This is a genomic window from Myxococcales bacterium (genome assembly GCA_016706225.1).
Classification (GTDB): domain Bacteria; phylum Myxococcota_A; class Polyangia; order Polyangiales; family Polyangiaceae; genus JADJKB01.
The window spans coordinates 982,182-995,024 of the sequence record JADJKB010000003.1 but is presented as its reverse complement, the minus strand read 5'-3'; the positions used below and the strand labels follow the sequence as shown (position 1 = coordinate 995,024).

Here is a 12,843-nt window from a genome sequence, read left to right as displayed (position 1 = left end):
CAGCCATGGAAGTGCCCGAGGTCGTCGCAGAAGAAGGCTGGACCGCCCTCTCACCGATCACTGCCAAGTCCGGGCGTTCTTTCGTACACGGCGCGGAGGGGGACGGGCGCCTACGTGCGGCGTATTTCCGCCGCGACCGCGACGGCGCGCTGGTTGGCCGGGTGTGGTTCGGCCCGTGGTGTGAGGGACCCCCGGGTCATGCTCACGGCGGCAGCATGGCGTCCGTACTCGACGACGCCATCGGCAAGGTCGGTTGGCTGAACGGGCATCGGGTCGTGGCTGCCAAGATCGAGGTCAGCTTTCGCCGCATGTTGCCCCTGGGCAGCGACGTGCTGCTCGAGGCCTGGATCGATCACGTCGATGGTCGCAAGGTACACACCCGAGGTCACTTGCTGGACGCGTCCGGCGCACCCTACGCGGAAGCCAACGGCTTGTTCATCGAGCTCGCGGACTACGGAGTCGACAAACTCGGCAAGGCCAAGGCAACCTGAAGCGCTCGCTCACAGCTCGCCGAGGTGAGTCGTGCCGTCTGGGTCGACGAGCACGAAGCGCCGCGGGCCCTGGCCCGGATACGCGAATGAGCCGGGGTTGGCGTATCCGTCGCTCAGCGCCAGGCGGTGGGAGTGACCGAGGACAACCTGCGCGGCGCCGGTGAGCCCGCGAATTCGTGTTGCAGCCTCGGCCAGGCGTGTCTCCAAGAGCCCCCGGTAGCGGTTCGTGCCGCGCGAGACCGAGAAGCCGAGGTACGAGGCTGCGACAGCGGCAACGCCAGGTCCCGCGCCGCCTCCAACGGCGGATGCGCCGAGCGCGGCAACGAGCAACGCCGTGGCCAGTGAGCGATCGAGGTACAAGCGCTGGAACGTGGCGCCCCGACGGTGATGAGTGGCGACCGCCGACGCCGTGGCGAGGGCATGCAGGGCATCTGGAGCGACGCCAACCTCCGCTGCGTAGGCGGTCACGGCCCTTGCGCCGGATGTCCGCTCGCCGTCGATGCCGGGTTGACGTCCAGCCTCGCGCGTCAGCGCGGCGGCGGTTCGGTAGTAGCGAAACACCTTGCCCGGCGCCCTGAGCTTCTGGGTTCGGAAGGTCCTGAGCAGGCCGGCGAGGGGAGTCGTCTCCTCGCCGTGGGCGAACTCCCACATGGCGCTCGGCGCGACGAAGCGCCGCATCAGCGCGATGCCGAGCGGCTCCGTCTCCAGGGTCCACGGCGCGAGCGGATGGGTCGGTGCGTTGTCCGGATCGTAGAGGTGGCCGTGTTCGACGTGCACACCACCTCGGCGCAGCAACCAGGGAGCGAAATCGAGCCGAGCTGTGTCTGTCCCGACGGCGCTCCGCAGTGCCGCTTGCACGGGCGCTGATGCCAGCGCTGCGTCGTGATTGCCGACGACGAACGTCAGCCGAGCACCGCGCGCGAGGTGGTGCCGGATGGCTTCGGTGACGCCGGCGTGTGTGGACATGAGCCGGCTCACGCTGTCCGAGGCAGGTGTCTCCGGCGGATCGGTCGAGAGGTCGAAGCTGTCGCCGTTCAGGATCACCTCGTGCTCCGGATGCCGGCGGATCAGCTCAGCGAGGGCCGCTCCAACCGCCTCGCGCGAGCGCGCGGCGAGGTGCACGTCGCCCACGATACAAAGCGGTTGGTCGAAGGCACGAGACATGCGGGGCGCGAAGTCTAGCAGGCTGCGGTTCAGCCGCAGTGGCGCGGCGGACCTGGCATGTTTCTGGCTTGAATGGAGCGCATGCTCGACCGCCCCGTCAGCCACTACATGCGGACTCCCGTCTTCAGCGTCGCGGCCGAGACCGATCTCGAAACGGTTCGTCACCGCCTGGCGACTCACAATGTCTCGTGTCTCGGCGTGTTCGACGGCGCTGAGCCGCTCGCGGGTGTGATCTCGAGGACCGATCTACTGAAAGCGGGTCGCTTCGAGCGCAGCGAAACCGGGGCGTACGCGCTGGTGTTGTCGGCGCAAGAAGTTCGCGCGTTGATGCACGGGCCGGCATTTTGTGTCGACCCGGCGGAGAGCGTGCGCACCGCTGCAAGGGGAATGGTGGAGCAGCGCGTGCATCGACTTTTTGTGCGCAAGGCGCGCAACGTTTTCGGGGTGGTGGGAACGTTGGAGGTGATGCGCGCGCTGGTCGAGTCGAGGGCCAAGGCGCATGTGGCCGAGCTGATGACCTCGCCGGTGGGGACGCTGGACGTGGCGACGCCGCTAGCGGAGGCCAGCCTGAGCTTGCGCGCGGCAGGGGTCACCGGGCTGGTGGTCGTCTCGGGTCCCGACGAGGTCCCGGTCGGTGTCTTCACCCAGCGTGAAGCGCTCGAGAGCAGCGCACACGCGGGCGACGCGCCCGTGGAGGGTGTCATGAGCGCGCGCTTCATCACGGTCAACGCGCGGACCGCGCTGCATCATGCTGCAGCGCAAGCCGCGGCGACCCGTGCCCGGCACCTTCTCGTGATGGAGAACAACCGGCTGCTCGGGATCGTCGCGGGCCTCGACTTCGCCCGGGCCGCCGCTCGAGCTTGAACCGCGACTCGACTTCGCGCGGCCCGCCCAGTATTTTTTCCGTTCTCTGCGACGCTCTCGGGCCTTTCCTCGGTCGTGCGCTTGCGTGCAGCGGACAACACGCCGATGTTTCCGCGCCCGTCTTCAGGCGCTCGAAGCTCGAATGTCCACGACCGATCCCACCGCCAAGCCGCACTCCGCCGAGTTCTTCGGTGAGCAGCGAGATTTCTGGTGGAACGCCGACTACGTCGCGCTGATGGCCAAGCGCCTGCGCCTCGACACCGTGCGCACGGTGCTCGATGTCGGCTCGGGTGTTGGCCACTGGAGCGGAGTGCTGCTCCCGCACCTGCCCGCCGAGGCGCGCCTGTTTGGCATCGATCGCGAGCCGCGCTGGGTGAAGGAAGCGAGCGCGCGCGCCGCCGCGAGCGGCGCAGCCGAGCGCACCAGCTACCGCCTGGGCGCGGCCGAGAAGATCCCGTTCCACGACGACGTGTTCGATTTCGTCACTTGCCAGACGTTGCTCATTCACGTGCCGGAGCCAAAGGCAGTGCTCCGAGAGATGCTGCGCGTCGTGAGGCCGGGAGGTTTGTTGCTCTTGGCGGAACCCAACAACATGGCGAACACGTTGGTGCTCGGCAGCACACACTTCTCCGCCCCCATCGAGCAGCTCCTCGATCTCGTGCGGCTCTACCTCACCGCGACGCGGGGCAAGGAGAAGCTTGGCGAGGGCAACGACTCGATCGGCGAGCTGATCCCTGGTTACGCCGCCGAGCTCGGTCTGACCGAGATCGAGGTGCACATGAACGACCGGCCGTCACCCTTGTTCCCGCCCTACGCGGGCCGCGCCCAGGAGGTACTGCGGAACCAAATCCTCGACTGGGAGGCGCGCGACTTCTGGTGCTGGGGGCGCGAGGAGACGCGGCGGTTTTTCCTGGCAGGTGGCGGAAGCGAGCTGGAGTTCGAGCGGCTGTGGCAGATTGGTCTCGACGGCTTCCGCGAGGTCGCCGCGGCGATCCGTGCGGGCAAGGAGCACCAGGCCGGCGGCACGATGGGTTACCTGATCTCGGGGCGGAAGCCCGGCTGAACGCGCGGGCCGGCGCCGACGTCTGATACGCTCCCGCGACCCATGCACTTCAGTACTCTCCTGCCCGCGGTCGGCCGTCGCGCGACGACCTGGGTCAGCTCGGCTGCGACCACCCTCTGGCCCGCCATCGAGGCGTACAACGCCTGGGCGAAGGGCGCCCCGAAACAGCCGGCCTGGGCCCCAGCGCCGCTCATCCGCGGCAACGACCGCTCGTTCCCGGAGCTCGGCTTTCCCCGGCGCACCGACTCGCTGTGTCCGACCTGCGTCAAGGAAGTGCGGGCCGCCGTGCTCGCCGGCCAAAAACCCATCGATGTGCTGCACCAGCATCCCGGTGAGATCCCGGCAGACATCGTGGTGCGCCACGGGCGCGTCCTGATGCTGAAGGAATGCCCCAAACACGGCGCCTTCGAGGAGGTGCTCAGCGTCGACGTCCAGTTCCTGTCGCGCATCGAGGGCCTGTTCCCCGGTCGCGATTTCCTCGCACCCAAGAGCAGCCTGCGCGACCACGGCAGCTCGAGCATCAAGTACGGGCGCGGCTCGGTGCTGACCGTCGATCTGACCAATCGCTGCAACATGATGTGTGAGCCATGTTTCATGGACGCGAACCAGGTCGGCTACGTGCACGAGCTGGAGCTCGCGGACGTGAAACGCATCCTGGACGACGCTCTGAGTGTGAAACCCCGGCGGCAGATGAGCGTGCAGTTCTCCGGTGGCGAGCCGACGTTGCACCCGGCGTTCCTCGACTCGGTCCGCTACGCGCGGGATGTTGGATATTTCTGCGTGCAGTGCGCGACCAACGGCATCCGTTTCGCGCAGGAACCGGAGTTCTGCCGGCAAGCCAAGGCGAACGGCTTGCGGCTGGCGTACCTCCAGTTCGATGGCATCGGCAACGAGCAGAACGCCCACCGCAAGATCGGCAATCTCTACGACGTGAAGCTGCGCGCCATCGAGAACCTGGCTGCGGCGGGCATCGACGTCGTGCTGGTGGTCACCATCGTGGGCGGAGTGAACGACCAAGAGGTCGGGCGCATCGTGAAGTTCGCCATCGACAACGCCGACAAGGTCACCGTCGTCTCGTTCCAGCCAGTCAGCTTCACGGGGCGGGACGAGGACGTCGACGACGAGACCCGTAAGAAGCAGCGTTACACCCTGAGTCACCTGGCCCACGGCCTGCGAGCTCAACTTGGCATCACGGAGCCGCTCAGAGATTGGTTCCCGCTCTCGGCCATGAACCCCTTCAGCGACATTCTGGACCAGATGCTGGGCGCGGACGCGGAGTTTGGTTCGCTCAAGTGTGGCTGCCACCCGGATTGCGGGATCGGCACGGTACTGCTCGTCAACAAACGCACCAAACAGATGGTGCCGGTGGCGGAGCTCGTGGACCTGCCGCAGTTGCTCCGGGACCTGGTCGTGATCGCCGACGCCGGCCAGGGCAAGAAGGCCACGCTCGCGGAGGTTGGTGTGGCGCTCTTGCGGAACTTCCGGCCCGAGAAGGCGCCGCCCGGCTTCACGCTCTCGACGCTGATCCGGCAGGTGCTCTCACAAATGGGCGCGCGCGGGGATCGCGTGGGTGCCAGCGAGGGCGACGCGCGGGAGTTCGACTGGCGTTTCTTGTTCGTCGCAGGCATGCACTTCCAAGATCTCTTCAACTACGATTTTCGGCGGACCGAGATGTGCATCATCCCTTACGGTACCCAGCTCGGTGAGATCTCGTTCTGCGCCTACAACACCGGCGTCGGTTGGCGGCAGGTGGTCGAGAAGATGTATCGCACAGCCAGCGTCGCGGAGTGGTCGCGCAAACACGGCAAACATCCGGTCTACGCCAAGAACCAGCACCTGCCGCTGTCGACCGAGCCCCTGAGCATCGTCCTCGACAAACAGGCCTCGCCCGATGGTCGAACCCACCTCAGGTTGGTGGAGAGCGCAACGTGAGCTCGTCGTGCGGTGGCTGCCGGTGACTCCCGCCGCCGATGTGCGGGCGGACGCGCGCCGAGCAGCCGCGGACGCTGTACCGGTACCGGGTGAGGTGTTGCTGCACCCGCTCACGCTCGTTTCCCTCGCCCTCCTGCTGCTGAACGACCACGTGTTCAAGGCGCGGTTCCCTGGTTTCGTCACGGGCAAACTCTCGGACGTCGCGGGTCTGGTGTGTTTTCCGCTGGTGCTCTACGCGGCGTGCGAGCTCGCGCTGGGTGCTCGCCCCCCGGGCGAGCGGGCGCGACGCTGGCTGGCCGTGGGCGCCGTCGTCGTAACCGGTGTGGCGTTCGCCTGGATCAAGCTGAGCCCCCTCGGTGCTGAGGTCTTCCGCGTGGGACTGGGTCTCGTGCAGTGGCCGTTCGTTGCACTGCTGGAGGTGTTGCGCGGGCGGAGCTTGCCCGGGGTCCATCGCGTTGCGCTGGCTCGTGACGCGGGTGATCTTCTGGCGCTGCCGGCGCTTCTAGCCCCGCTCTGGGTGGTGCGCTTGCGACGCTACGCTTCCCTAGCTCAGTGATACGTCGCGCCGAAGAGCAGCGACGGAACGAACAGGCGCAGGGTCGCCTTTCCACCGCTGTCGCTGCCCTCGATGGCATTGTTGTACAACGTGACGCGCAAGAGCGGTCCGATGCTCCATTCGTGGCCCACCCAGAGCTCGTAACCCGCGCCTGCCATGGCGCCGAATCCAAAACCCGAAGCCGACTCTTGCTGGTCCTTCTTCTGGATGTAGACGCCACTCAAGAGCAGCGCTGCTTGGAAGTGTAGGCCGCGGCGGGGATCGACGTAGTAGTCCACGAAAGGCCCGAAGCCTGAGACGTGGTGGGTTCCGACATCCACATCGGGGCCCGCGTCGGACGAATACGTCGGGCCCGGTACCACCATCGAGTAACTGCCGCCCCCGATCACGAGGCCCGGCGAGATTGTGCCGCCGAACGCGAGCTCGGTCGAGAGCGCGAAGCCCCCGATGTCCTGCTTGCCGGTACCCTGGTCGGGCTCGCTCTTGCCGAGCACGTAGCCGGGACCTGCGCCCAGTCGCGCGTAGAACCCGTCGTGGATGTACACCTCGTACACGGTCGCGCCGTGTGCACCGGCCGTGCCGCTCAGCGAGAGGACCACGAGGGCGATGCTCCACGTTGTGCGCATGCTCCGTGACATAGGTCGAAGTGGCCAATGTCGCAAGCGGCACGCCCGGTCGAACGTCGTCTTGGTTCGGGGTTGGCGCGGGGCGTCGGCGGCGCTAGATGGAGGCCCGTGCAACGCTCCCTGCTCCACGACAAGCCGGTCGCCGAGGCCGGCGTGAAGTGGGCGCTCTTGTCGAAGGGGTTCCGTCCGTTCTTCCTTTTGGCTGGGTTGTACGGGGCGCTTTTTTTGCCGATCTGGCTGCTCGTGTTGAACGGAGTGCTCGCGCCCAACGAGTACCTGGGGGGAACGTTCTGGCACGCACACGAGATGCTGTTCGGGTTCGCGCTGGCGACCATCGCGGGATTCTTGCTGACTGCGATCAGCAACTGGACGTCTCGCGAGACGGTGGTCGGCGCCCCGCTCGGCGTGCTGGCACTGCTCTGGCTGCTCGGGCGCGTCGCGGTGCTGCTGTCCGATCGACTCCCGCGCCCGCTGCCCGCCGTCGTTGACCTCGCGTTCTTGCCGGCGCTCGCAGTGGCCTGCGCGCGCCCCATCTTCCACAGCGCGAACACCCGGAACTACCAGTTCGTCGGCATGCTGTCGGCGCTCTTTCTGGCAAACCTCGCCATGCACCTCGACGCGCTCGGGGTGCTGCCGGGATATTCCCGCCGGGGGGCCTGGCTCGCGACCTACGCCATCACGCTGATGATGGTGGTGATGACCGCGCGCATCGTGCCCATGTTCACCAAGAACGCGACCGACGTTCAGACCATCAAGAGCCTGCCCAAGCTCGATCGAGCGGCCGCCGCGGGTGTGGTGATTCTCGCGGTGATCGATCTCGCGGGTGTCGATGAGCGCATCGTCGCTCCTTGGGCCGCGATGAGCGGTGTGCTGGTGCTCGCGCGGACCGCCTTCTGGGGAACCCGGCACACGTTCAGACAGCCGCTGCTCTGGATCTTGCACTCCGGCAACGCCTTCATCGGCCTGGGGCTGCTCTTGCGAGGAGCCACGCTCCTGACGCCCGCCGTCACGCTCAGCGCGTCGCTTCACGCGCTCACGGCCGGCGCCATCGGCTCACTCACGCTCGGCATGATGGCGCGGGTCTCGCTCGGCCACACCGGGCGCATGTTGGCGCCGAAGCCGATCATGGCCTTCGCCTTCGGCGCGGTCACCCTCTCGGCGCTGATTCGTGTCTTCGGACCCATGGCCGGCAGCACGGCCTATCGGCACAGCATGCTCACCGGTGGCGTGCTGTTTGCGCTGGCGTTCCTGATCTTCGTCTTGGTCTACGCGCGCGTCCTCACCGCACCGCGGGTGGACGGTCGCCCGGGATGAGCGGGACCCGGCGGGAAGCGTGATGGATCAGCGTGGCGCCAATCGCGCGCGGCGCGGACAGCCCGTTCACCAGCGACTGCGCAGCGTCACCATGCCGGATTTTGTCGGGTCGCGTGGCGGTGCGTCGAGCCACAAGTACATCCCGAGCCCAAGCCCAACCGCGCCAACCGCAAATGAGATCGTCGATAGGTCGGCGGCGGTTCTGGCGTCGTCGTTGAGGCTCACCGCTCTGTCGGTGCAGCGAGGTTGGCAGGCGGCGTCGCTGTCGCTGCGTTTGGAGAGTGCGCGCAGCCCGAAATACGAACCGAGCCCGATGCCCACGACGCCGACGCCGATGGCGACGTAGGCGGGGACGAGGGACGGTGCCGGCGCGGGGTCGCGCTGGGGCGACGGCGGCGGAGTCGGAAGCGGGGCAGGCGCGGGCGGTTGGATTGGGATCGTCGTTGGCGGTGCGGCCGGTGGCTCTGGCGTGGGCGGAGTCAGCGCAGCGAGGGCGGGAACCGCGAGCGTTCGTTTGTCCGCGTCGGGCCCGATCTCCACCGTGGTCGTCCAGGTGACGAAGCCCGGCGCGCTGACTTCGAGCAGGTGACTGCCCGGATCGACGGGCATGGGTGTGCCCCACGCCACCGGCGCGACCTCCGTTCCGTCGCGTAGGATTGCGAGCCCTTTGGGCGCGACAGCCGTATTTACTGCGATCGTGAGCAGCGACAGGCGCGGCTCGAGAGCCTTCATGTGCTCGCTGGCGATCCTCTCTCGGTCCGGCCGTCGGTCGCGGCGCGCGACACTCACTGCCTCGCTCAGCTCCGACCAAGCGGTGGCCGTGCGCCCCACCGCCTCGTGACACAGCGCGAGATTCAGCAGCGTCCCACCCCCGGGATCCAGGCGCTGGCTCTCCTCCAGCTTCGGGCACGCCTCGGCGTGTTTCTTCTGCTGCATGAGGGCGCGCCCCTGCTTGAAGAGCTGAGTCGCCAGAGCGCGATCGCTTGGCGTCGGGTCGGCGTGGGCGCTGCTGACCAACAACGCCAGCGCCAGGCCGTATGCGCACGCGCTGCCGACGCTGCTGACGCTCATCACTTCTGATCTGATAGCGGATCGGCTCGCGGCACAACAGGGCGTCGCTTGGTCGCGCTCACCGACGGCGCTCCCGCTACGGAGGCGGGAAAGGTCGCCGCGGCGGAGGGCTCGACTGCGGCGGTCGTGGGGGGTCCCGTCGGAGCAGGGGCGACTGCCGGAACGCCGGCCGATTCGACGAGCCGGGTCGGCCGCGCCGTGCTCGGCTCCGAACCCAGTCGCGACGCGAGCACCCCGGCAAGAATGACCAGGGCGAGCGCGAGGCCGGCGGCGGCCCAGCGCCGTTGGCGAGCCTGGTGACGGGCCCACGGCAGCCCGTCGATCGCCGCGACCAGCGCGTCGGCAGTCGCAAAGCGGTCTTCCGGCAGCTTCGCCAAGCAGCGTGCGAGCAGGGCTTCGAGGGGCGCGTCGGCGCCCGGGCATGCTTTCGCCAGGGGCTCGTAGTCGTCGCGGTCGATGGCAATCAGAAGCGCCATGGTCGTGGAGCCGATGAACGGACGCTTGCCGGACAAGAGCTCGTACAACACGACGCCGAGCGAGAACAGATCGCTGCGCGCATCCACTCGGCCACCTTTCGCCTGTTCTGGCGACATGTAGCTCGGCGTGCCCAGGATGCGTCCCTCGCGCGTCGCGAACTCGCTGACCTCACGCTCCCCCGTCGAGTCTTCGGCCCCTCGCAGCTTGGCCAGGCCGAAATCCAAGATCTTGATGCGACCGTCCTCGGTGAGCATCAGGTTCTCGGGCTTCAGATCCCGGTGCACGACCCCGACGGCGTGTGCTTTGGAGAGCGCGCTGGCGATTTCGCGGATGATGCGCAGCGCGTCACTCTCGGAGAGCGGGCCGGCGTGGGAGATCAGATGGGCGCGGAGCGTGACCCCGTACACTCGCTCCATGGCGATGAAGATCGAGCCGGCGTCCTCGCCCACGGCGAACACCATGGCGATGCTCGGATGGTCCACCGCTGACGCCGAGCGTGCTTCGCGCAGGAAGCGAGCCCGACGGTCGCTGCCGATGTTGTCAGGTAGTACCTTGAGGGCGACCGAGCGATTCAGCTTGGGATCGATGGCGGCGTAGACCACGCCCATGCCGCCTTCACCCAGTTTGCCGTCGATGCGATAACCACCCACGATTTGGCCCGGTAATAGCTCGACGGTCGGGGGTGGCGTGCTGGGCACGCGGGCGAGCGCGCGCAGAAAGTCTTCCCCGGTCTCTCCGTCCAGCGAGCCGTCAGAGCCGAGCGAAGTCGTATCAGTGACCGACTCGCCACTCTGGGCGAGCGACGGCTCGCTCGGCTCACCCTCCCCACTCGAGGCGGAGCTGCTGGAGTCGGAAGCGCGCGTCACTACCGTTCGGACCGATCTGGGACCAATCCCTCTTTGCGTCCGAGCTCGAGGAGCTTCTTCTTGAGCAACTGAAAGCGCTTGCGCAGTCGCGATGCTTCTCGCTTCAGCGTTGCCGCGTCCAGATCGTCGCTCGCGTCGGACAACACACGCGCGAGCTCTTCCCATTCCAGCCCGCGATCCACTCGCAAAACCAAGAGCTCACGGTCTTCGGTGGGCAGCGACTCGCGGAGTTTTGCGAAGCGATCTTTGAAATCGGTCGCAAAATAGCTGCGGGTCTTCTCCCGCGCTTCCGCCACGATCGCGGAGAGCTGCGAGCCCTCGGGCAGCGGTTTCTGTCGCCGCGCGCGCCGCCGCTCGTCGCGCATGTGGTTGTACGCGGCGTGGCGGGCAACGCCGTAGAGCCAGGTGCGAAGGGAGCACTGCCAGCCGAACTCTGCCAAGCCGCGCCACGTTTGCTCCGCGAAGCGAGCAAAAACCTCGTCGGCCGCCTCGCGTCGACCGACCAAGCCGACCAGGAAGCCGAACACCTCCTGTCCGTAGCCACCCAGGGCCGCGGTGGTTGCGCCGTGGAGATCTCCACCTTGAACGCGCCTTCGCACTTCCTCGTCGAGAGCAGCCCTCCCCGCGGGTTCCATGCGAGTTCGGATCTTCCTTGTTTGTGCTTGCGCCGCCAACTTGCTGCCGTGCGACCCCTAAAACCAACTGTCTTTCGCGCATTTGACGGGCTCGGAGAAAAAAGCACCGAGCTACGTTCACATCCGTCGGCAGTGGGTCCTGTCTCTCCGGAGCAAGCAGATGTCGAAGCACTGGACCCTGGGGATTGTCACCGTTTTCGTTGCCGTCACCGCCGGTTGCGCCACGACGACGAGTCAGGCGCCTGAAACCCGGATGGTTGCCAGCGGTCAGCAGCTGTGGGTCGAGGTCGAGGGCGGGGGTGCCGTGGATCTCGGTCCGTCCGAGGAGAGGTGCGACGCGATTGCCCGCTGCCAGCTCCGCTGGGACCGCGTGGCCGAGCCCGTCCTGGTCGCCGAGGCCAAGCCGGGCTGGCGCTTCGATCACTGGGAGGCCCCCGGCGCCGCGGCCGAGAGCCCGTCCTTCGGCGATCCGAGCCAGCCGCGACTTTACCGGGCCGTGTTCCGTCGCAGCGTGAAGGAGATCGCGGCGCGGTGAGACGGGCGCACGACCCACGGGAGCAGTGATAGCCTCCGGCTGAATGAAAGGGGCTCGACGTTTCCGCACTCTCGTGTTGGTAGTCGGCCTCTGGGGCGGCGCCTGCCGTCAGATCGCTGGCATCGATGACCGAGTCTCGGAGGTCGACGCATCGGACAATTCCGACGCGGCGGCCGATTCGTCGCTCTTGAGTGCGCTCGCTTGCGGCGCGTTGCCGGGTTTTGCCGGGAGCGACAGCCCGGGCTGTCGGGCGTGCCTTGCCACCGACTGCTGCGGCGAGATCTCGGCGTGCAACGCCGACGCGGACTGCGTCGCCGCCGTGACATGCATGGCCGGCTGCGGCAAGAGCGCCGACGTGAACTGCTACCAGACGTGCAGCGCCGAGCATCCCGATTCGCGCGCTCGGTCCGCCGCGGCATTGGCATGCCGGGTGCGCGCTTGTGACGACGCTTGCGGGGACGCGGCACGCTGCGGTCGCCCGCCGGGCCCGAGCAACGCGTGCACGACCTGTGTCGACCAGGCTTGCTGCAAGGAGGAACGCGACGCCTACGGAGTGGCCGCCGCGCGAGAGGTCATGCTCTGCCTCGCCGCCTGCGGCCCCGGCGATCTCGGGTGCCAGAACGCTTGTTACATCGGGCACCCCGGGGCGGGGGCTTATCAGGTCGAGCTGCAGTCCTGCGCCAGTCTGGCCTGCGCGTCGGTCTGCGGAGCGCCACACGGCGCACAATGTGGGATCGAGGTCGCAGATGGCGACGTCTGCACCGATTGTTTCGTGAAGAACTGCTGCGCGGCAACGAAAGCATGCGACGGGGATCCCGCCTGCAGCGCACTTCAGTACTGCGCTGATGGTTGCGGCGCCTCTCAAGCCTGCCAGGACGCTTGCATCACCAGTTCCTCGAGCCACGCTCGGGCGCTGTTCTTCGCCGCGATCAACTGCGGCGCACACCACTGCAACAGCGAGTGCCAGTTCCCGCCCGCGCGACGCTGTGGGATTGGGCTCCCCGATCCGAGCTGCCTCGAGTGCGGGAACCAGAAATGCTGCGAGCAAGCCACTGCCGCCGCACTAGACGTGCGAGCCATCGAGTATCAGCTCTGTAGCGAAGGCTGCAGCAGCGAGCAGTGCAAGGGGGATTGTGCCATCGGCAATCCGGTCGGGAAGAAATTGTTTCAAGCGTTCTTCGACTGCCTCCTGGCCCAGTGCAGTGACATCTGCTTCCCGTCGAACTTGGACGCCGGCGGCGACTGAGGG

General features: G+C 67.4%; 13 protein-coding genes. 8 read left to right on the top strand and 5 right to left on the bottom strand.

Translation table 11 applies throughout. The features are described 5' to 3' along the window. The first annotated feature begins 5 nt into the window (after window positions 1-5). The gene (locus IPI67_06015; protein MBK7579750.1) at window positions 6-491 is read left to right on the top strand and encodes a PaaI family thioesterase; all 486 of its coding nucleotides are present in this window, start codon (window positions 6-8) and stop codon (window positions 489-491) included. Between the two features lie 9 nt (window positions 492-500). Here IPI67_06015 and IPI67_06010 read toward each other — a convergent pair whose 3' ends face one another. Further along, entirely contained in the window at window positions 501-1,655 is a 1,155-nt protein-coding gene (locus IPI67_06010; protein MBK7579749.1) for a metallophosphoesterase, read from the bottom strand. Between the two features lie 81 nt (window positions 1,656-1,736). On the opposite strand from IPI67_06010, the gene IPI67_06005 reads away from it, so the two are divergent. The 4 genes from IPI67_06005 to IPI67_05990 all read left to right on the top strand — a co-directional run bounded on the left by IPI67_06005 (window position 1,737) and on the right by IPI67_05990 (window position 6,070). After that, the gene (locus IPI67_06005) at window positions 1,737-2,519 is read left to right on the top strand and encodes a CBS domain-containing protein (protein ID MBK7579748.1); all 783 of its coding nucleotides are present in this window, start codon (window positions 1,737-1,739) and stop codon (window positions 2,517-2,519) included. A 142-nt stretch (window positions 2,520-2,661) separates the two neighbouring features. After that, window positions 2,662-3,582 carry a methyltransferase domain-containing protein gene (locus IPI67_06000; protein ID MBK7579747.1) on the top strand — a complete coding sequence of 307 codons (921 nt, stop codon included), beginning with the start codon at window positions 2,662-2,664 and terminating at the stop codon, window positions 3,580-3,582. 42 nt (window positions 3,583-3,624) lie between these two features. Further along, window positions 3,625-5,514, top strand: a complete 1,890-nt coding sequence (locus IPI67_05995; GenBank protein ID MBK7579746.1) for a radical SAM protein — start codon at window positions 3,625-3,627, stop codon at window positions 5,512-5,514. Window positions 5,515-5,521: 7 nt separating this feature from the next. Then, the gene (locus IPI67_05990; protein ID MBK7579745.1) at window positions 5,522-6,070 is read left to right on the top strand and encodes a hypothetical protein; all 549 of its coding nucleotides are present in this window, start codon (window positions 5,522-5,524) and stop codon (window positions 6,068-6,070) included. Here the strand turns inward: IPI67_05990 and IPI67_05985 are convergent. Next, on the bottom strand, window positions 6,064-6,696 hold the full coding sequence (locus IPI67_05985; GenBank protein ID MBK7579744.1) for an autotransporter domain-containing protein: 633 nt from the start codon (window positions 6,694-6,696) through the stop codon (window positions 6,064-6,066). The two genes, IPI67_05990 and IPI67_05985, sit on opposite strands and share 7 nt — an antisense overlap. 108 nt (window positions 6,697-6,804) lie before the next feature. Between IPI67_05985 and IPI67_05980 the strand changes: the two genes are divergently transcribed. After that, entirely contained in the window at window positions 6,805-8,010 is a 1,206-nt protein-coding gene (locus IPI67_05980) for an NnrS family protein (protein ID MBK7579743.1), read from the top strand. A 66-nt stretch (window positions 8,011-8,076) separates the two neighbouring features. Here IPI67_05980 and IPI67_05975 read toward each other — a convergent pair whose 3' ends face one another. The 3 genes from IPI67_05975 to IPI67_05965 are packed head-to-tail and all read right to left on the bottom strand — an operon-like array spanning window position 8,077 to window position 11,059. Then, complete coding sequence (locus IPI67_05975; GenBank protein ID MBK7579742.1) at window positions 8,077-9,081, bottom strand: hypothetical protein; 1,005 nt, start codon at window positions 9,079-9,081, stop codon at window positions 8,077-8,079. Further along, window positions 9,081-10,424, bottom strand: coding sequence for a serine/threonine protein kinase (locus IPI67_05970; GenBank protein MBK7579741.1), 1,344 nt, complete (start codon window positions 10,422-10,424; stop codon window positions 9,081-9,083). The genes IPI67_05975 and IPI67_05970 overlap by 1 nt, the downstream gene beginning before the upstream one ends. Beyond that, window positions 10,424-11,059, bottom strand: a complete 636-nt coding sequence (locus IPI67_05965) for a sigma-70 family RNA polymerase sigma factor (protein MBK7579740.1) — start codon at window positions 11,057-11,059, stop codon at window positions 10,424-10,426. Before IPI67_05965 ends, IPI67_05970 begins: the two co-directional genes overlap by 1 nt. A 160-nt stretch (window positions 11,060-11,219) precedes the next feature. On the opposite strand from IPI67_05965, the gene IPI67_05960 reads away from it, so the two are divergent. Together IPI67_05960 and IPI67_05955 are read left to right on the top strand one after the other, a co-directional pair. Next, window positions 11,220-11,594, top strand: a complete 375-nt coding sequence (locus IPI67_05960; GenBank protein MBK7579739.1) for a hypothetical protein — start codon at window positions 11,220-11,222, stop codon at window positions 11,592-11,594. Between the two features lie 43 nt (window positions 11,595-11,637). After that, window positions 11,638-12,840 (top strand): hypothetical protein, encoded by a 1,203-nt coding sequence (locus tag IPI67_05955; GenBank protein MBK7579738.1) that lies wholly within the window; start codon window positions 11,638-11,640, stop codon window positions 12,838-12,840. Window positions 12,841-12,843: the final 3 nt, after the last annotated feature.